The 18,908-nt window shown below is 63.7% G+C and carries 20 protein-coding genes; 14 read left to right on the top strand and 6 right to left on the bottom strand.

The genetic code is table 11. The features are described from left to right. Together B0E51_RS05950 and phnD are read left to right on the top strand one after the other, a co-directional pair. Entirely contained in the window at nucleotides 1–813 is an 813-nt protein-coding gene (locus B0E51_RS05950) for a DUF3025 domain-containing protein (protein ID WP_077443917.1), read from the top strand. A gap of 93 nt (nucleotides 814–906) precedes the next feature. Further along, on the top strand, nucleotides 907–1,953 hold the full coding sequence (phnD, locus tag B0E51_RS05945; protein ID WP_254424423.1) for a phosphate/phosphite/phosphonate ABC transporter substrate-binding protein: 1,047 nt from the start codon (nucleotides 907–909) through the stop codon (nucleotides 1,951–1,953). A 58-nt stretch (nucleotides 1,954–2,011) separates the two neighbouring features. On the opposite strand, the gene B0E51_RS05940 is transcribed toward phnD, so the two are convergent. The 3 genes from B0E51_RS05940 to B0E51_RS05930 all read right to left on the bottom strand — a co-directional run bounded on the left by B0E51_RS05940 (nucleotide 2,012) and on the right by B0E51_RS05930 (nucleotide 4,606). Continuing rightward, nucleotides 2,012–2,803 (bottom strand): class I SAM-dependent methyltransferase, encoded by a 792-nt coding sequence (locus B0E51_RS05940; protein WP_168172581.1) that lies wholly within the window; start codon nucleotides 2,801–2,803, stop codon nucleotides 2,012–2,014. Nucleotides 2,804–2,864: 61 nt separating this feature from the next. Continuing rightward, on the bottom strand, nucleotides 2,865–3,365 hold the full coding sequence (gene greB, locus B0E51_RS05935; RefSeq protein WP_077443914.1) for a transcription elongation factor GreB: 501 nt from the start codon (nucleotides 3,363–3,365) through the stop codon (nucleotides 2,865–2,867). Further along, nucleotides 3,362–4,606: a DUF4013 domain-containing protein gene (locus tag B0E51_RS05930; protein ID WP_077443913.1), complete on the bottom strand. Its 1,245-nt coding sequence runs from the start codon at nucleotides 4,604–4,606 to the stop codon at nucleotides 3,362–3,364. Before B0E51_RS05930 ends, greB begins: the two co-directional genes overlap by 4 nt. A 39-nt stretch (nucleotides 4,607–4,645) precedes the next feature. Here B0E51_RS05930 and B0E51_RS19125 point away from each other — a divergent pair, with 39 nt between their 5' ends. Both B0E51_RS19125 and B0E51_RS05925 read left to right on the top strand, forming a co-directional pair. Beyond that, nucleotides 4,646–4,825, top strand: coding sequence for a hypothetical protein (locus B0E51_RS19125; protein ID WP_143525803.1), 180 nt, complete (start codon nucleotides 4,646–4,648; stop codon nucleotides 4,823–4,825). A gap of 8 nt (nucleotides 4,826–4,833) precedes the next feature. Continuing rightward, the gene (locus B0E51_RS05925; protein WP_077443912.1) at nucleotides 4,834–6,318 is read left to right on the top strand and encodes a transglycosylase SLT domain-containing protein; all 1,485 of its coding nucleotides are present in this window, start codon (nucleotides 4,834–4,836) and stop codon (nucleotides 6,316–6,318) included. A 22-nt stretch (nucleotides 6,319–6,340) separates the two neighbouring features. Here the strand turns inward: B0E51_RS05925 and B0E51_RS05920 are convergent, their stop codons facing one another. Together B0E51_RS05920 and asd are read right to left on the bottom strand one after the other, a co-directional pair. Further along, nucleotides 6,341–6,778: a hypothetical protein gene (locus B0E51_RS05920; protein WP_254424422.1), complete on the bottom strand. Its 438-nt coding sequence runs from the start codon at nucleotides 6,776–6,778 to the stop codon at nucleotides 6,341–6,343. 140 nt (nucleotides 6,779–6,918) lie between these two features. Further along, nucleotides 6,919–7,758, bottom strand: coding sequence for an archaetidylserine decarboxylase (gene asd / locus B0E51_RS05915; protein WP_077443973.1), 840 nt, complete (start codon nucleotides 7,756–7,758; stop codon nucleotides 6,919–6,921). A 72-nt stretch (nucleotides 7,759–7,830) separates the two neighbouring features. Here asd and prmB point away from each other — a divergent pair, with 72 nt between their 5' ends. The 10 genes from prmB (at nucleotide 7,831) to B0E51_RS05865 (ending at nucleotide 17,954) form a co-directional block, all read left to right on the top strand. Further along, entirely contained in the window at nucleotides 7,831–8,757 is a 927-nt protein-coding gene (gene prmB / locus B0E51_RS05910; protein ID WP_077443911.1) for a 50S ribosomal protein L3 N(5)-glutamine methyltransferase, read from the top strand. Nucleotides 8,758–8,766: 9 nt separating this feature from the next. Next, nucleotides 8,767–9,318 carry a GNAT family protein gene (locus B0E51_RS05905; RefSeq protein ID WP_077443910.1) on the top strand — a complete coding sequence of 184 codons (552 nt, stop codon included), beginning with the start codon at nucleotides 8,767–8,769 and terminating at the stop codon, nucleotides 9,316–9,318. A gap of 58 nt (nucleotides 9,319–9,376) precedes the next feature. Then, the gene (aroC, locus tag B0E51_RS05900; RefSeq protein WP_077443909.1) at nucleotides 9,377–10,465 is read left to right on the top strand and encodes a chorismate synthase; all 1,089 of its coding nucleotides are present in this window, start codon (nucleotides 9,377–9,379) and stop codon (nucleotides 10,463–10,465) included. A gap of 31 nt (nucleotides 10,466–10,496) precedes the next feature. Continuing rightward, on the top strand, nucleotides 10,497–11,489 hold the full coding sequence (locus B0E51_RS05895) for a D-glycerate dehydrogenase (protein ID WP_077443908.1): 993 nt from the start codon (nucleotides 10,497–10,499) through the stop codon (nucleotides 11,487–11,489). Between the two features lie 38 nt (nucleotides 11,490–11,527). Then, complete coding sequence (locus tag B0E51_RS05890) at nucleotides 11,528–12,559, top strand: aspartate-semialdehyde dehydrogenase (RefSeq protein ID WP_077443907.1); 1,032 nt, start codon at nucleotides 11,528–11,530, stop codon at nucleotides 12,557–12,559. Nucleotides 12,560–12,561: 2 nt separating this feature from the next. Continuing rightward, nucleotides 12,562–12,849: a hypothetical protein gene (locus tag B0E51_RS05885; RefSeq protein ID WP_254424421.1), complete on the top strand. Its 288-nt coding sequence runs from the start codon at nucleotides 12,562–12,564 to the stop codon at nucleotides 12,847–12,849. A gap of 164 nt (nucleotides 12,850–13,013) precedes the next feature. After that, entirely contained in the window at nucleotides 13,014–15,395 is a 2,382-nt protein-coding gene (locus B0E51_RS05880; RefSeq protein ID WP_077443906.1) for a FimV/HubP family polar landmark protein, read from the top strand. Between the two features lie 107 nt (nucleotides 15,396–15,502). After that, on the top strand, nucleotides 15,503–16,285 hold the full coding sequence (truA, locus tag B0E51_RS05875) for a tRNA pseudouridine(38-40) synthase TruA (RefSeq protein ID WP_077443905.1): 783 nt from the start codon (nucleotides 15,503–15,505) through the stop codon (nucleotides 16,283–16,285). Beyond that, nucleotides 16,282–16,923, top strand: a complete 642-nt coding sequence (locus B0E51_RS05870) for a phosphoribosylanthranilate isomerase (RefSeq protein WP_077443904.1) — start codon at nucleotides 16,282–16,284, stop codon at nucleotides 16,921–16,923. Before truA ends, B0E51_RS05870 begins: the two co-directional genes overlap by 4 nt. After that, the gene (locus B0E51_RS05865; protein WP_077443903.1) at nucleotides 16,920–17,954 is read left to right on the top strand and encodes a cupin-like domain-containing protein; all 1,035 of its coding nucleotides are present in this window, start codon (nucleotides 16,920–16,922) and stop codon (nucleotides 17,952–17,954) included. Before B0E51_RS05870 ends, B0E51_RS05865 begins: the two co-directional genes overlap by 4 nt. 12 nt (nucleotides 17,955–17,966) lie before the next feature. Here the strand turns inward: B0E51_RS05865 and B0E51_RS05860 are convergent, their stop codons facing one another. Beyond that, nucleotides 17,967–18,857 carry a LysR family transcriptional regulator gene (locus tag B0E51_RS05860; RefSeq protein WP_077443902.1) on the bottom strand — a complete coding sequence of 297 codons (891 nt, stop codon included), beginning with the start codon at nucleotides 18,855–18,857 and terminating at the stop codon, nucleotides 17,967–17,969. Nucleotides 18,858–18,908: the final 51 nt, after the last annotated feature.

Below are 18,908 nucleotides of genomic sequence, written 5' to 3'. Positions count from 1 at the left end.
ATGCGTTACATCGCGCCGGCACGCGGTACGGTCGATCCGCAGGTGTTTGGCCGCATGCCGCTGGAAGCATGGCGCGAATACGCAGGCTTGCTGGAAGGTCCGCACTGGCCTGTGCTTGATGCGCTCAATGCCTTGTGGCCAGCGGATGCGCGTGCCCGCTTCGTGGCGCAGGATCATCAGCTGCTGGCCGATGGCCTGCACTACGAGCAGCGCATCGCCGAACGTGGACAGATCGCCACACGCACAGGCAACTGGCATGACCTGCTCAATGCGCTGGTGTGGCTGCGCTGCCCTTCGATCAAGCAGGCGCTGAACCAGCGCCAGATGGCCGAAATCGCCCGGATGGGGCCGAAGGACCGCTCGCGTCCGCAATACGCGATGACCCATTTCGACGAGGCTGGCGTGATCGTCGTGCTGCAGGATCCTGCGTTGCTGGCGCTATGGGACGCCCACGACTGGCACGGTCTGTTCTGGCGACGGCGGCAGGCGTGGCTGGACGGTGCCATCCGGCTGGAACTGTTCGGACACGCCGTGCTCGAACATGCCTTGAACCCGGACAAGCTGCTGGTGGGCAAAGCGCTGGTTTTCCAGTCGCCGCATGACCTCGACGTGCGGCACGTCCGTGCTGAATGTGCAGCAGCGATTGCCGCAGGCAAGCTACTGTGCGACCCGCTGGAGTTGCGCCCGTTGCCGTTGTCAGGGCTGCCGGGCTGGCATGCCGACAATGCCGATGAAGCGTTTCATCTCACTACGGTCTGCTACCAGCCGCGTCGTGCCGGACGCGTGTACCCGCCTGTGCCTTGGCAAGCCTGACCTGTCGATCAACCTTGCCCCGGTGGATGAACCCGACTATATAAAGGCATAGCGAGATAAAGGCATAGCGAGCAGGTCAGGGGATCCATGGCAGTGAACGCATCTTGGCTGCATCGGTTGTGCGCCCGCCATTGCCTGGCGCGCATCGCTTCGGTCGGGTTGAGCCTCGGCCTGCTGCTGTTCGGTGCAAGTGCACAAGCATCGGGGCAGCTTGCTGCCCAGGCAGCACCGATCCGTTTCGGCATCCTGCCGATTGGTAGTGCCGCCGAATCGCTGGAGCAATGGCGGCCACTGCTGGAAGAGCTGCAGAAGCGGCTTGGCCGTCGAGTGACTACCGTGTCGGTAAGCAGCTATGCCGGCCTTTCCGGCGCCATCGGCGCGCAACGGGTAGATGTCGCCTTCCTTTCCGGCAAGCTAGCCGTGGAGGCGGTGATACATCAGCACATGCAGGTGTTCGCCCAGTTTGTGCGCAGCGACGGCGCCAGGGGCAATGTCGCCATGCTGGTGGTACGCGGCGACAGTCCGATCCGCAGTCTCGCCGGCTTGCTGGCCAATCCCGGTCGTTGGCGCTATGCGCGCAGCGAGCAGCTTTCGGTCACCGGTTACACCGCGCCGGAGGCAGACGTATTCGCGCCGCACGGCCTCAATTCCGACACCTTTTTCGCCAATGTTCAGGTAGGCGATCACCAGAGCAATCTGCTGGCCGTAGTCAACCGTGAGGCTGATGTGGCGAGCAGCAACAATCCGGACATGGACCTGTTCCGCCACAACTTTCCTGGCGAAGCTGCCCAGCTCAGGGTGATCTGGCAGTCGCCGCTGATTCCATCCGGCGTTCTGGTCGTACGCGAAGGACTGGCGACTGAACTGCGCCGGCAGCTGACCGCGTTCATCCTCACTTATGGCAACGCACCCGGCGAGGCGGGTGCGCGCGAACGTGGCCAGCTTGCCCGCATCCCGGATCTGGGTGGCTTTGCTCCGCAGAACAATCGTGTGCTGCAGCCGTTCGTGGACATGCAGTACGTCTTGCTGCGACAAGAGGCCGAGCATGGCCAGTGGGTCAGTCCGCAGGCGCGGCTGGCGCGACTCGCAGAAATCGATCACGACCACCAGCGGGATTTGCAGAAACTGCTGCCGCAATAGGCGCTACTGGCGAGTGTGCCCGGCGGATGCGCCGGCGATTGCGGAAAAGTGGCGGATTTCAGGTCTGCCTGGGATGGACTCGTGCAGCCATAGGTGTCGACCATGGATGTGGCCAGTAAATGCCATGCCGCAGATCCGAGCCGCTATAGATGGTGATGTCGTGGAGTCCTGCATTTTCCATTTCGTTGACGATCGACCATTCGGAAAACAGCCGCATTTCCAGTGTGCTGCCCGGGCCGCCGTGGAATACCAGGTCATCGAAATATTGAACGGCTCCTGCATGCGTCGTGTTTTTCAATCGGAAGCGACCATCCACTTCCTCGATTTCGTAGTCATGCAACTCGGGGAAATGTTCCAGGGTCGGTTGCCGCTCACCCCCTGGATGCGTGAAGGGTACCGAAAAAATGAAGACACCATCCGGCTTCAACAGCTTCCTGGTGTTTTCGAAGGCGGTTGAGACAGGTGGCCCGACATGTTCAAAGACGTCCGTGGCAATGACGAAATCCAGTGACCCCTTCATTGCCGGGTCAATCCGGGTGATGTCGAGACGCGGTTCCTGGTGATAGAACGTATTTCGATAATGCATGTGTCGAGCCAGCCGGTCGGCATATCCTTCCCAGCAGCTCATGCCGATGCCCACCAGTTCGGGACTTCGTGGTATTTCGGAAATGCGAAGACTGCAACCGAACAGCTCGGTAGTGAGAATCTGCACGATGGAGCGTAGCCGTACGCTGGACCCGCATTTGCTGCAACTGGGATCGTCGCGTGTCAGTTGATGCAGGTCAGCCTGATTTTCCCGATCGCATATATTGCATTGAAAAACGATGGATGCATCGGGGGTGTGCCGCATGCCAGGTTCCGCCATGTGTGGTGCCAGTCAAAGATAAAAGTCAGCCCTGCAAACCACGGCATCAGCCGTAATCCACGCCCAGTACGACAAACTGGGTGGGGCCATCCGGAAGTTCGGCGGTAAATTCGTCATCAACGCGTTTCTTGAGTACGGCTCGCGCCAGCGGTGAATCGATGCTGATCCAGCCAAGCTTTGCGTCGGTTTCGTCAGGGCCGACGATGCGATAGCGAAGCGTCTCGCCAGTATCGACGTTCTCCAGTTCGATCCGTGCGCCGAAGAACACCAGCCCGCGATCGCTCGACGCGCCTTCCGCCACCTTGAGCGAGGGAATGCGCTTGCTGAGATAGCGCGCACGGCGGTCGATCTCGCCCAACTGCTTCTTGCGGTAGATGTATTCGGCGTTTTCCGAGCGGTCACCTTCCGCAGCGGCGGCGGCGAGTGCCTTCACCACTTCCGGGCGCAAGACATGCCAGAGGTGATCGAGTTCGGCCTTGAGCCGCTCGAAACCATCGCGGGTGATGATTGCGGTAGACGCGGGTGAGGGCGGGCGCCAGCGGCTCATGCGGGATTCGCCAGTCGCTGCCGCTGGGCGTCGATGTCGGCGTGCAACGGATGGTCGGGCCAGGCGGTGGCGAGCTGATCCAGCAGTTGCGCCGCTTCGGCGTGTTGATCGGCGTGTTCGCCAAGCAGACGTGCGGCGAGCAGGCCGTAGTGCGGTACTTGCTGGTCGCGTGGCCATTGCACGAGATAGCTACGGCAGAGGTGCAGGGCGAGCCGGCTCATGCCGAGCCGCGCGGCCAGATCAGCCAATTCACCGCAGGTACGCGGATCGTCCGGAAAGAAGCTGGTATCCATGCCACAGCACTCCTGCAGCACGCCAAGTGCGCGACGCGATTCGCGCTGGGCGATCAGTGCGGCCATCCAGATCTGTCCATGCACCAGCAACGCGTCCTTGAGGCCCTGGCGTTGCAGCAGCTGACGGTAAGCGTGATGCAGTGAGGCCGGTGCGGCGTGATCGCGCAGGCGTGGCACCAGCAGCTCAAGCGCAGCCTGCGGCTGTTTGGGTGCGAGTGTCGCTACCTCATCGAGCAGTCGTTGGTCGGCGTCCTGATGGATTTCCCGAGCCAGTCGATGCGCCTGTGGTTGCACACCGAAATGCTCATGACGCTGGTGGATCAGTGCGCCCATCAGATGGAAGTTGAACAAGGTGGCGTAGTTGGCCACCAGGTAGAACAGCGGCAACGAAATTACCCGCGGAAATGTGGATTCGAAGGCTATCTGTGCCACGCCGACAATGATCGCGATCAGGCATTGCACGCCAATCAGCAACAGGTAGGGCAAGCCAAAACGCGACATGACCTGAATCCAGGTCAGCGGATTCAACGCGTGTCCGACGCTGCCATCGAGCGCCAGCGACATGGCGATGGCCGGCAGGCTGACGGCCATCAACAGGGTGATGATCCAGGTGCCGCCGTCGAAGTTCAGTTTCACCAGCAAGGTCAGCACGGTGGACCACAACAGGATTGCCACCAGTGCCCAGCCACCGTGGCCAGGCTCCGCGAACTCCGGTGGCGCCGCATAGCCGTCCGCGGTGTGCCGCAGGCATTCCAGTGCATACAGGTAGGTAGCTGCCCAGATCACCAGCTCGAGCAGCCAGCCCGCCACTGGCAGCAGCGCCAGGTAATGGGCGAGAGTAAATGCAGCGAGCGCGGGCACGGCGGCACCCCGTAGCGGATAGCGCAGCGCATCCAGCAATTGCTGTGAAAGTGGCAGGCGTGGATCGATCAGCTCGATTCTCGGCATGGCTGTGATGTCCGTTCAGTGTTCGCCGTGATGACAGCCATGATGCGAATCGAGGCTGATACAGATGTTGTCGCAGTGGTTGATGTGGCTCCTGGTCATGGCATGCCGTTCGTTGATGCCGGTCTGATTGTAGCCAGGAGCCTCTTGCAGGCGTTCTGCGGCCGGTTTGCGTTGAGTCATGGCGCCGTGCCGGTTATGGTGTCGCTTTTGCGCGAGTGAAGTCTCCAATGGTGCTGCGTTCCACTGTTCGTTCCCTGCGCCTGGCGCCCATTGCAGCCGTGCTGGGATTGCTTGCGGCCTGCGCCAGTTCCGGTGGCAGCCGGCCATCGGCACCAGTCAATGCGCTCTACGGCCAGCTTGATCAGGCCAGCAAAGGTTACGAGAATGCCTTGCAGCAGTCGCGCGCAGGCGATCTGGAAGCCTCGCAGCTGACGCTCACCAGGTCGCTGGATCAGTTGAAGATGGCGTCGGCGCAGTGCGGCAATACGCCAGGTTGCGATCCACAACGGTTTTTCTCGGTGTTTGACCGTCTGCTGCGTCTGAAGGATGGCGATTTCGACGAAGGCCAGGATCTGAACAGTGATGTCGATCCATCGCAGGCAGCGCTGGCTGCCGGCAAGACCGGTGCGGCCAGCCTGCCTGAGGCGCAGCGCAGCGTGACCCTGCTGCACGGGCAGAAACTGTCCGAGCTGATCGCCATGAACGGCCCGGTGAAGGCGGCACTGGAAATGTGGCTGACCCAGGGGCGGCCGCAGTTGATGGACGCCTACGTCAACTACCAGTACCTGCGCTACGAGATGTGGCCGCAGTACCAGAAGGCTGATTTGCCCGAGGCGCTGCTGTTCGGGCTCATGGCCAAGGAGTCGGGCGGCAAGGTGCATGCGGTGTCGCGCTCGGGCGCTGCTGGCCCCTTGCAGTTCATGTACGCCACCGGCATGCGCTTCGGCCTGGGTAACGACAACGGTTTCGACACGCGCTTCGATCCACAGGCGTCCGCTCGGGCCAATGCCGAATACATCAACGAGCAGTTGCAGATCTTCAACAACAACCTGGAACTCACGATCGGTGCCTACAACGGCGGTGAGGGCCGCATGCACCGGCTGGTCGGCGATGACACATCGGTGAGCTTCTACGATCCGCGCATCTACAACCAGCTGTCGCAGGAAACCCGCGACTATGTGCCGTCCGTACTCGCGGCGGCATGGCTGTTCCTGCATCCGGACAGCTATAACCTGCGCTTCCCTCGGACTGACGGCGCGCCTGGCTCGATTACCTTGCAGCGCCCGGCTTCGCTTTCCGAGCTCACTGTTTGCCTGGGCTCGACTGCCGGCATGGAGGATGGTTGGTTCCGCACCTTGCGCAATCTCAATCCCAGACTGGATCCGCAGGTGACCCAGCCGGTCGGTGCCTCACTGCAGATACCCAAACCGCTGGAACGGGTGTATGCGTCGCGCTGTGTCGATGGTCCGTGGCCGATCCTCGCACATGACCTGCACAGTGCCGTGGTACCGGTGGTCCAGGCACCACCATCGCCGGAACAAGTGCCGACGGTGCGCAGGGAGCGTCGCTACAAGGTGCGTCGCGGAGATACGCTGGTCAGTATCGTGCGTAACCTGCATTGCTCGAGCGTGCAGGAGGTCTCCGAGATGAACGGGCTCAAGCACCACCATCTCGCTGTCGGTCAGGAACTCAAGCTCCCGGTCTGCCTATGAGGTCGCCTGCGGTTGCCCGAATTCAGGCAACCGCGCTGCTCTGCATCCAGCTTTCCACCGTATTGCCGCTGCTGTGGACTTCCTTCAGTTCGCGCAGCAGCTGCATCAGCTGCCGGTGTTGTGGCTGCAGGCTGGTGTGCGGGGAGTTCTTGGTTTCGTGATAGGCCACCGCGAGCCACAGCGCGATGCCGCGTAACGCCACTTCGGGATTGGTCGAGCAGGCGCGCTCGTAACCAGCCTCGGTGCCCTGGCCCCAGGGCTGGTAGCGCGCCTCCGGTGGCGTGCCATAGAGATGCGGGAAGTCGCTGCGTGACGCCTGGCCGATCTCGCGCAGGGTCAGCGTGCTCAGGCGCGTGCGGCTGCGCCTTGGCAGGGCGCGGATATTGCGCTCGATGTCACGGAACTGGCGGCCAAGCTGGCGCGCACGCATCATCACGAAGAATGGAGTGAGCAGTTGCATGAATCTCCCCGGTGCTGGAATGCGGCAGCACTGACGCGCAGCCAAGCGCTGAGCCTATCGGGGATGCCTTTGAAATAGCGCGCAAAGCGTCACAAAATGACGCGCGACGTCAGCTTTCGGGGCGAATTGAGGTTGTTGTCTCAGCAGTGGCCGAGACGCTGTCCCACTTGTACCGCCTGTTGCGGCTGCAGCGCATCGAGTTCGAACGTGCCCTCGGGCAGCAGCAGGATCACGGTGGAGCCCATGTTGAAACGCGCCATCTCGGCGAACCGTTCCAGCGCGATGTGCTGGCCGGCAAACGACTTGCGTCGGATCGACGAGGCATACGGCGGGATCACCAGGCCATCCCACACGGTGGCCACCGACGAGACCAGGATCGCACCGACCATCACCACCACGAACGGGCCGTGTTCACCCTCGAAATGGCAGACCAGCCGCTCATTGCGTGCGAACAGACGTGGGATAGCCTCCACCGCGAACGGCGCCACGCTGAAGATGCGACCGGGCACGTGCACGGTTTCCTTTAGTGTGCCTTTCAATGGCATGTGCACGCGGTGGTAGTCGCGCGGAGACAGGTAGACCGTGACGAAGCGACCGTTGCGATACGGCGTGGCGGCAGCCTCGTCGCCACCGAGCAGCTCGGCGGCGGTGTACTCCTGACCCTTGGCCTGGAAGATGCGGCCATCGACGATCGCGCCGGACTGGCTGATGCGGCCATCGGCGGGGCTGAGCAGTGCAGTCGGGTCCGCATCCGCATGGCGTGCGTCGGGACGCAGCTTGCGCGTGAAGAACGCATTGAAGTGCTGGTAGGCCAGCGGATCGGGCTGCGCGGCCTCGGCCATGTTCACGTGGTAATTGCGCACGATGGTGCCGATCAGCCAGTTCTTCCATGGCGCGAAGGTCCAGCGCGTGGCCCAGTAGACGATGCGCGACAGGAAGCGGTGCGGCAGGATGTACTGCAGGAATACGTTGAAAGTCATCCGCCCAGTATACGGGCTGGACTGCCCGCAGGCCTTATAATCGCCGGCCATTCCGTTGCACTCTGGATCACCGTGACTGCCGAACTCGCCTCCATCATCGACTTCATCCGCTACGGTGCCAGCCGTTTTTCGGCGGCCGGGCTGACCTTCGGTCACAGCCATGACAACCCGATCGACGAGGCGACCCATCTGGTGCTGGCCAGTCTGCACCTGCCGCCGGACATTCCGCCGGCGTACGGCGCCGGCAAGCTCACCGCGGCCGAGCGCGAGAACGTGCTGGCGCTGATCGAGCGTCGCGTGACCGAGCGCCTGCCGGTGGCCTACCTGGTCGGCGAGACCTGGTTCGCCGGGCTGAAGTTCAAGAGCGATCGCCGCGCGCTGGTGCCGCGCTCACCGATTGCCGAACTGATCGAGTCGGGTTTTGCACCGTGGCTGGACGAGCGCCACATCGAGCGCGCGCTGGATCTGTGCACCGGTTCGGGCTGCATCGGCATCGCGATGGCCGAGTACAACCCGGAGTGGCAGGTCGACATCGTGGACATCAGCGACGAGGCGTTGTCGCTGGCGCGCGAGAACATCGTGTTCCAGCATGTCGAGGGTCGGGTTGAAGCGATCCAGTCGGATCTGTTCGCCGGCGTGAAGGGGCGTAGGTACGACCTGATTGTCTCCAATCCGCCGTATGTCACCGAGGACGAGTACATCGCGTTGCCGGGTGAGTACACGCACGAACCGAAGCTGGGTCTCACCTCGGGTATCGATGGTCTGGATCTGTGCCTGCGCATGCTGGATGAGGCGGCCGACCATCTCACCGATGATGGCCTGTTGATCGTCGAGGTGGGCGAGAGTGAGCACGCATTGGCTGCATTGCTGCCGCAGGTGCCCTTCATATGGATCGAGTTCAAGGTCGGTCAGATGGGCATCTTCGCGCTGGAGCGGCGCGATCTGGTCGAGCATGCCGAGACCATCCGTGCGGCGGCCGCCGTACGCCGTCCAGGTTAAGCCTGGCGGATGAAGCTCAGCACGGCGCGACTGCGGCTCGATGCACTGCGCCCGGATGACGCCGAGGCGCTGTTTGCCTATCGTGCCAATCCTGTGGTTGCCCGTTTCCAGGGCTGGTGCCCAGTCGATCTGGCTGCCGCGCGCGAGTTCATCGACGCCCAGACGGCAGCGACACCGGATCGGGCGGGCGGCTGGTTCCAGCGCGCCATCCGTCTTTGTGATGACGGGACGCTGATCGGCGACTTGGGTGTGCATCTGCCGGAGCAGACCGAGGCTTCGGTTGAGTTCGGGGTCAGCATCGCGCCGTATCATCAGGGGTCCGGGTATGCCAGCGAGGCCGTGCGTGCCTTGTTCGAGCTGGTATTCGGTCAGCTCGGCCTGCATCGCATTCACGCCTCGGTCGATCCGCGCAACCTCGCCAGCATGGCGATGTTGCGCCGGCTGGGCATGCGGCAGGAGGCACATCACCGTGAAAGCCTGTGGCTGCACGGCGAGTGGGTCGATGATGTGGTGTTTGCGCTGCTGTCCAGCGAATGGCGCGCTTCGCGGTTGGCTGACTGACCCGATCGGGGCGCCATCGCGTTAAGCTGTGAGGGTTTCCCTCGGGCGTCCCATCCTCGTGTCCAGCAACTCCTTCGGCAAGCTCTTCACTGTCACCACCTTTGGCGAAAGCCACGGCCCGGCTATCGGCTGCGTTATCGACGGTTGCCCACCGGGGCTTCCGATCGGCACCGAAGAATTTCGCCAGGATCTGGATCGTCGAGCCACGGGTCGAAGCCGCTATACCTCGCAGCGGCATGAGGCCGACGAGGTGGAAATCCTTTCGGGAGTCTATGAAGGCCAGACCACCGGCACGCCGATCGCGTTGCTGATCCGCAATACCGATCAGCGCAGCAAGGATTACGGCGGCATCGTGTCGACCTTCCGTCCCGGGCACGCCGATTACACCTACTGGCAGAAATACGGTATCCGCGACCCGCGTGGTGGCGGACGTTCCTCGGCACGCGAAACCACCATGCGGGTGGCTGCTGCGGTGATCGCCAAGAAATGGCTGGCCGAACGCCATGGCGTGCATGTGCGCGGCTATCTGGCGCAGATGGGCGAGGTCACGCCCGATGCATTCGACTGGAATGCGGTGGAGCAGAATCCGTTCTTCTGGCCCGACGCGGAGCAGGTGCCGGCGCTTGAAGCCTATGTCAATGCGCTGCGCAAATCCGGTGATTCGGTCGGTGCGCGCGTCAACGTGGTCGCCGATGGCGTGCCGCCGGGCTGGGGCGAGCCGATCTACGGCAAGCTGGACGGCGACCTGGCCAGCGCGCTGATGTCGATCAACGCAGTGAAGGGCGTGGAGATCGGTGACGGTTTCGCCGCGGTCAGCCAGCGTGGAAGCCAGCATCGGGACGAGATGTATTTGGACGGCTTTACGTCCAATCATGCTGGTGGCATCCTTGGTGGCATCAGCACGGGACAGGCCGTCACTGCCTCGATCGTGCTCAAGCCCACTTCCAGCATCCTGATTCCCGGCCACAGCGTGAACCTGGCCGGCGAGCCGGTGGAGGTGGTGACCAAGGGGCGCCACGATCCCTGCGTCGGCATCCGCGCCACACCCATCGCCGAGGCGATGATGGCCATGGTGCTGATGGATCACGCGCTGCGTCATCGTGCCCAGTGCGCAGACGTGGGCGTGGTGGGGCCGCGCATCCCGTGACGCGACACATGCCGTATCCGGAGTCACGTTCATGACCGACAAGCCACGCGTCTGGATTTCGCGTCCTACCTTTCCCGGCATCATTGCCCGGCTTGAGCCGCATTTCGAGGTGACGGCCGAGGCGGAGGAAAGGAAGTTCAGTGCCTCGGAGCTGGCGGCAAGACTGGCTGGTCAGGATGCTGCGATTGTCGGCCTGAAGGATCGCATCGGTCCGGCAGAAATTGGCCAGGCGACAAGGCTGCGCATCGTTGCCAACCTCGGCGTCGGTTACGACAACCTCGATCTGGACGCGCTCAGCGCGGCGGGCATTGCCGCTTCGAACACGGCCGACGTGCTCAACGAGAGTGTGGCCGACTACGCCTGGGCGTTGATGCTCGGTGCGGCACGCCGGATGAATGCCGCCGAGCGCTGGCTGCGTGCCGGACACTGGCATGCCACCGAGTTCAGGCAATGGCTTGGCACGGACGTCCGTGGCCACACGCTGGGCATTCTCGGCATGGGACGCATCGGCCAGGCGATTGCGCGGCGTGCGGTCGGTTTCGGGATGCCGGTGATCTATCACAACCGCTCGCCGCTGTCGGAGGCGGACGAGCGCGCCTGCAACGCACGCTATGTGGACAAGTCGCAATTGCTGCGTGAATCCGATTTCCTGATCCTGGTACTGCCGCTGACGCCACAGACCCGGCACGCGATCGGTGCGCCCGAACTGGCGCAGATGAAGCCGACCGCGATGCTGGTGAATGTGGCGCGTGGCGGCATCGTGGATGACGCGGCATTGGCGACGGCCTTGCGCGAGAAGCGGCTCGCCGGAGCCGCGCTGGACGTGTTCGAGCGCGAACCGGCCGTGCATCCGGGTCTGCTCGAGCTGGACAATGTCGTGCTCAGCCCGCATATCGCCAGCGCCAGTCAGGAAACGCGCCGCGCAATGACCGCACTCGCCGTCGACAATGTCCTGGCGCTGTTCGGTCATGGCCCGCATGCCGGGCGACCACCCACCATCCTCAATCCCAACGTGCTGGCTTGAGCCAGCCCGACCATTCCCCTGAGCAAAGAACCCCACCCATGAGTCAGAAGAGCAGTTACAAGGTCGCCATGGTCGGCGCCACCGGTGCGGTCGGCGAGACCCTGCTGGCAATCCTTGCCGAGCGCGATTTTCCGGTCAGCGAACTGGTGCCCTTGGCCAGCGAGCGTTCGGCCGGCAGCAAGGTCACGTTCGGCGGCAAGGAAATCACCGTGCAATTGCTGGACACCTACGATTTCGCCGGCATCGACATCGCCTTCTTCTCGGCCGGCGGTTCGGTCAGCCGCGAGCATGCGCCGCGCGCGGCGGCGGCCGGCGCGGTGGTGATCGACAACACCTCGGAGTTTCGCTACCAGGACGACATCCCGCTGGTGATCAGCGAGGTCAACCCGCACGCGATCGCCGACTACACGCGCCGCGGCATCATCGCCAACCCGAACTGCTCGACCATGCAGATGCTGGTGGCGCTGGCGCCGATCCATCGCGCGGTGCAGATCGAGCGGATCAACGTGGCCACCTACCAGTCGGTATCCGGTGCCGGTCGCACCGGCATGGAGGAGCTCGGCAAGCAGACCGCTGCGCTGCTGAACTTCCAAAGCGTGGAGCCGGGCAAGAAATTCCCCGCCCAGATCGCGTTCAATGTGATTCCGCAGATCGACGACTTCCAGCCGAACGGCTACACCAAGGAAGAAATGAAGCTGGTGTGGGAAACCCGCAAGATCCTGGAGGACGAGTCGATCCAGGTGAACCCGACCGCGGTGCGCGTGCCGGTGTTCTATGGCCATTCCGAGGCAGTGCATATCGAGACCAGCGACAAGATCACCGCCGAACAGGCCCGCGAACTGCTGCGGCAGGCGCCGGGCGTGGTGCTGGTGGACGAGCGCAAGCCGGGCGGTTATCCGACTCCGGTGGGCGAGGCGGCCGGCAACGATGCGGTGTATGTCGGGCGCATTCGCGAGGATATCTCGCACGAACGCGGGCTGGATCTGTGGGTCGTCTCGGACAATATCCGCAAGGGCGCGGCGCTGAACGCCGTGCAGATCGCCGAACTGCTGATCGAGGACTATCTCTGACGATGCGTTACCTGAAAATCCTTGGTGTGATGGTTTTTATGCTGTCGGCGACCGTTTGGGCCGCTGATGGCAGTAAGCCGGTGCCGGCGTCGTCGGCGTCGCTGCAGCAGGCAAGGCAACGCCTGGAGCGGCATGAGGCTGAAGTAAGGCGTCTTGAGCAGGATGTCGACCGGCAGGAATCGGACAGCAAACAGGCCAGTGAGCGCCTGAAACAGCAGGATCAGACACTCGCCGAACTCCGGAAACAGCTGACTGCGCTGCATGACCAATCGTCGGCCACGCAGCACTGAGGATGTCGCGGCAGTGAGAACGCACTGCAGCAATGCATCGCAAGTATTCGCCCCACCTATTGTTGATTGGCCTGCATGTAACTAAAGTGGCAACTCGTTTGGACCGCAGCCGTTACCGCGGTAATACCAAAAATGGTGCCAGGGATCGTTCGGGGGAGCACGCGATGAATCGTTCGTTGAAGTTGTCGATGTTGATGGCATTGGCACTGGGCAGCAGCCAGGTGATGGCAGTCGATTTCGGCCAGATCCAGGTCAAATCGGCGCTGGGACAGCCGCTGCTGGCTGAAATCCCCCTGCATCCGGCCAATCCGGGTGAACTGAAGAACCTCACCGTCCAGCTCGCGTCCAGCGAGGATTTCGTCCGCGCCGGTATTACCGGCGGACGTACTGCGGTCCCGCTGCATTTCAGTGTTGCCGATGCCGGTACAGGCCATCCGGTCATCCGCATCACCAGCAGCGTGGCCGTGGACGATCCCTATCTCGACCTGTTGATCGAGGTGAACGGTCATGCCGGCAAGAGCGTGCGTGAGTTCGCCATCCTGCTGGACCCGCCGGGTGCGCAGGCCGCTGCCCCAGCTGCCGCTCCAGTGCAGACAACACCAACCCACAACAATCGCGCCAGCACCACCACGGCAGCGGCGGCCTCGAAACCGGCACATGTGGCGACAGCCAAGACACCAGCTGCTGCAGGCAACGGTCAGTACGGCCCGGTCGAGCGCGGCCAGACGCTGTCGTCGATTGCCCGCAGTACGGCACCGTCCGGTATCGACGTGCAGCAGATGATGCTGGCGTTGAAACAGGCCAACCCGGATGCGTTTTATCGTGACAACATCAATGCGCTGAAAACCGGTGCGGTTCTGCGCGTGCCCACTTCCGCGGAAGCGCAGGCCATGACGATTGCCGCGGCAGTTGCCGAGGTGCGCCGCCAGAACAGCGACTGGCGTGCCGGCACACCGGGCAAGCCCAGCGTGGTGGCCGATGCGGCGACCCGTGCGTCGGCTTCCGGTGCATCCAGCAACGCTTCCAGTGGCACGGGTGACCATCTTGCACTGGTGCCGGCGAAGGACATCAACGGATCCGGTGCCGAAGGTGGCAGTGCCGAGGGCAAGGGCGACAAGTCCGCCGCCGGCCTGCGTCAGGACCTGCTGCGTACCCAGGAGAGCCTGGCCAGCCTGCAGCAGCAGAGCGCCGACCTGAAGACCCGTCTGAAGGATCTGACGGACATCAATGGCAAGAACGAACACCTGCTTTCGCTCAAGGACACCGAGATCGCGGAATTGCAGAACAAGCTGGCAGCTGCACGCAAGGCGGCAGGCCAGCCTGTTGCGGCGCTGGCGAATGCCGCGACGGTGGCCAAGCCTGCAGTGACCTCCAGTGTCGCTTCAGCCTCGGTGGCGCCGGCTGCCTCACAGGCCAAACCTGAAGTTGCATCGGCCAGCACTGCAAGCAATGCGAACGCAGCGCCTGTCGCTGCATCGACCGCGACGACGACAGCTCCGGCGGTTGTCACTTCCAGTGCGCCAGCCACGGCGTCCACAGCGGTTGCTGCCACAGCAGCCCCGAGCAAGCCGGCAATCAAGCCTGTAGCTCCACTGAGCCCTGTGCCGGTCGAGGAGCCTTGGTACATGCAGACCTGGGCCTGGGCGGCTGGTGCTGGCGCGATCCTGGTGCTGCTCCTGCTGGCCCTGCTCGGTCGCAAACGCAAGTCGACGGCGGGAGTGGCGGGGAAATCTGCCTCGTCGCTGGCCGACCGCTTCGGCACGGCTCCGGCCGCGGGTCAGGATCTGGTCGGTGGCGACGATATCGATCAGGAAGAACTGCTCGACCAACTGGCCGAGCATCCGGACGACATCGGCCTGCATCTGGAGCTGGTCACCCTGTACTACTCGCGGCGCGACGTCGAGCATTTCGAGGCAGCGGCCGAGGCGATGCATGCACACATCACCGACCCGCAGCAGGACGAGTGGCAGGACGTGGTGCACATGGGTGAAGACCTGGTACCGGGCCATCCGTTGTTCGACCACCACGTCGAACCGCCGATGCATGAGGAAACCGAGGCACATCGTCCCTTCAACATCGACGATTACCATGCCGATGACGATGCAGCCACGGTGGTGTCGTCGATGCCACCGCTGCCCCCGCAGGCTCCGAAGAAGGTCAGCGAATACAGCTTCAATTTCGATCTGACCCATCCGGCCAATGCCACGGATGCTGCGGCACACAAGCCTGCTGCTCCGGATGACGCCACCGTGATAGCACCGCTGGTGTCGGATGCGCATGCAGCAGAAGCTCATCACGATGCCGAACCGACTTCGAGCTGGCACTTCGATGAATCGGACAGCGCACATCAGCATCATGCCGACGACCACGGCAATGATCCGGGTGAATTCAACGATGACCCGATCGACACCAAGCTCGATCTGGCGCGAGCCTATGTGGACATGGGTGATGCCGATGGCGCCCGCGCGATGCTTAGCGAGGTGATGAAGGAAGGTAGCCAGATGCAGCGGGATACCGCCAAGCGTCTGCTCGATAGTCTGCACTGAACTGCGGCAAGCGCCTTGACATGACGAAATCGGGTCGGCTTTGCCGGCCCGATTTCGTTGATGGGCTGCTAATCTTGAATGCCTTCAGCAGGCCCTTGCACAACCTCATGCGTATTGCTCTCGGCATCGAATACGACGGCACCGACTTTTCCGGCTGGCAGCGCCTGAAAGTCGACGCCAGCGTGCAGGGAGCGGTGGAGCAGGCGCTGTCGAAGGTTGCTGCGCACTCGGTTGAAATCAGCTGCGCCGGGCGCACCGATGCCGGTGTGCATGGCCGTTGCCAGGTAGTGCATTTCGACAGCGAAGCCGGGCGTGACATGCGCGGCTGGGTTCTGGGTACGTGTTCCAATCTGCCCGCCAGCGTGGCCGTGTTGTGGGCGCAGCCGGTGCTGGAAAGCTTCCATGCGCGCTACGCCGCGCGCAGCCGTCGCTATCGCTATCAGATACTCAATCGACCGGTACGCGCGGCGCTGGATGCGCGCTACGTCACCTGGGAGCGTCTGCCACTGGACGCCGAACGCATGCATCAGGCGGCACAGGTTTTGTTGGGTGAGCACGACTTCAGCGCGTTTCGCGCACTTTCGTGCCAGGCAACGCATCCGCGTCGCACGGTGCTGGCGGTGAGCGTGCGACGCGAAGGCGAGCAGGTCTTCGTCGAGATCGAGGCGAATGCCTTCCTGCATCACATGGTGCGCAATATCGTGGGTTCGCTGCTGCCGATCGGTCGCGGTGAACAGCCGGTTGAATGGGTGGCCGAATTGCTCGCGGGCTGCGACCGCCAGCTGGCCGGGCCGACCGCGCCGGCCACCGGGCTGACCTTTGTCGGTCCGCGCTATGAGACTTACTGGGGCTTGCCAATGGAAGTCTGCCTCGCAGGTGCCGGCGAATGACACGAACACGCATCAAGTGCTGCGGCATGACCCGCGTCGAGGACGCCCTGCTGGCGGCCAGGCTTGGCGCCGATGCTATCGGCGTGGTGTTCACCGGGAACAGCAAACGGCGGGTGACGATTACGCAGGCGCAGACGATCCGTCGCACACTGCCGCCATTCGTCGCCTGCGTGGCACTGTTCATGGACGACGAGGCGGCCTTCGTCGAGGAGGTGATTGCGGCGGTGCAGCCGGACCTGCTGCAGTTCCACGGCGACGAGCGCGACGACTGGTGCGCGCAGTTCCGCCGCCCTTGGCTCAAGGCCATCGCCATGGGCGAGGGCACGGCGGCTTTGCCGCAGCTGCGCGCCCACCCCGGCGCGGTGGGGCTGCTGCTGGATGGTCACGGCCTAGGCGAGGCCGGTGGCAGCGGCAAGGCGTTCGACTGGTCTCTGCTGCCGCATGACCTCGCGCAGCCGCTGATTCTTGCTGGCGGCCTGCATGCGGGCAACGTGGGCGCGGCGATCCGCATGGCGCGGCCGTGGGCGGTCGATGTGGCCAGCGGTGTGGAATCGGCACCAGGCATCAAGGATGCGAGCAGGCTGATGGGCTTTATGGCTGCCGTGCGTGCCGCGGACAGGACGGAAGAACAATCATGAGTGAACTTTCCGATGCGATCCCCGCACCCGCCGCCATCGAGGAATGCCACGCCAGCGGCGATCGCCCGTTTGGCCTCGACGACGTGCTGGGCCGCGACCGCCCGCTGGTGATTCGCGGTTTGGTGAACGACTGGCCTATCGTGAAGCTGGCGCGGCAGTCGGATACCGCCTTCGCGCAGCGACTGGCTGAGCTGGACAACGGTGCCGACGTGAGCACGCTGATGATCGCGCCGGATGCCGATGGCATCATCGGCTACGCGCCGGACATGAGCGACCTCAGCTACCAGCACTTCAAGGTGCCGGTGACCCTCGGCCTGCAGCGGCTGGCCAGTTACAGCCGGCGCGACAACGCGCCGGGGATGGTGATCCAGAGCGCGCCGATCCGCGATTGCCTGCCCGGATTCCTCGCGGAGCATGCGTTGCCCTTTCTCGATCCGAAGGTGGAACCGCGGCTGTGGATGGGCAACCAAGTCACCACGCCCACGCATTTCGACTCGCAGCACAACATCGCCTGCGTGGTATGCGGCTCGCGCCGCTTCACACTGTTCCCGCCGGAACAGTTGCCCAATCTCTACATTGGCCCGCTGGATTTCGCACCCACCGGCGCGGCGATCAGCATGGCCCGGCTGGACCGGCCGGACGACCCGCGTTACCCGCGCCTGAGACTGGCGCTGGCTACCGCGCAGGTGGCCGAGCTGCATCCGGGCGATGCGATCTACATGCCGCCCCTGTGGTGGCACAACGTCGAGTCGCTCGGACAGCTCAACGCGCTGGTGAACTACTGGTGGAGTCCTGTGCAGGTTGAGGGTTTCACCACGGGTCATGCACGGGCTGCGCTGTACCACTGCCTGCTCGCCTTCCGCACGCTGCCGCCTGCTGAGCGGGCCGGCTGGAAGAATTTGCTGGACCACTATGTGTTTGGCGACGAAGAGGCCATTGCGCACATTCCCGAGCATCGCCGCGGCGTGCTCGGTCCGTTGACACCTGAAACGGTGGAACAGTTGAAGCAGGGCGCGCGCCTGAACCTCTGACGCGGCGCGGCTTCAAGCCTCTGCCAGTTCTCGTTGCAGCCAGTTCGTCAGCGCGGCCAGACGCACATCGCTGGCACGCCTTGGTGCGCATAGCACCCAGCTGGCCCGCGTGGTGCGGAAGCCCCACGGCGCGACCAGCCGGCCGGCGGCGAGGTCGTCGGCTACCAGCGGCTGCGGTGCGATCGCCACGCCGAGGCCGGCCACAGCCGCTTCCAGCAGATAGTAGAGATGCTCGAACGATTGCCCGTAATGCAGCCGACGTGCGGCGATCCGCTGCGCACGCGCCCACGCCGGCCATGCTTGTGGGCGCGAGGCCGTATGCAGCAGTGCTTCCTTGCACAGCGTGCTCGCACTGGCCTTGCGCAGGCTGGCATAGCGTGGATGGCGCGGGCTGAGCACGGGGCCGATCCGCTCCGGTGACAGCACATGTGCCTGCCATGTCGCCGGCCACGGCGGTTCGGCCAGCAGCAGGGCGGCGTCCAGGCCGGGCAGGGCAGGCGTGGGTAGATCCTCGACGGCAGACAGATGCAGTTTCAGGTCGGGCAGGTCGCGGCCCAGCCGTTCCAGCCGTGGAATCACCCAGCGTGCCAGCACACTGCCGGAACAGCCGAGCACGAGCGGTGCCTGGCTCGTCTCGCGGCGCAGCTTGTCGCAGGTCTGGCGCAGTTGCGCGAAGGCACTGGCGGCGCCATCGCGCAACTGGCGGCCCGCAGGAGTCAGCGTCAGCCCACGTCCTTCGCGGCCGAACAGTGGTACGCCCAGCTCGGTTTCCAGCGCACGGATTTGCCGGCTGACCGCGCCGTGGGTTACATGCAGTTCGGCAGCGGCATGGCTCACGCTTTCCAGACGGGCTGTGGCCTCGAAGGCACGCATGGCATTCAGCGAAGGCAGTTCGCGGGACATGGTATCTGTGAGTTTTTCTGACAGGTCGCGGTGATCTTATCGCTTTTGCCA

The sequence above is a fragment of the Rhodanobacter sp. C05 genome (assembly GCF_002001165.1).
Classification (GTDB): domain Bacteria; phylum Pseudomonadota; class Gammaproteobacteria; order Xanthomonadales; family Rhodanobacteraceae; genus Rhodanobacter.
Note: the sequence above shows the minus strand (reverse complement) of the source record. Positions and strands in the feature narration are given on the sequence as shown.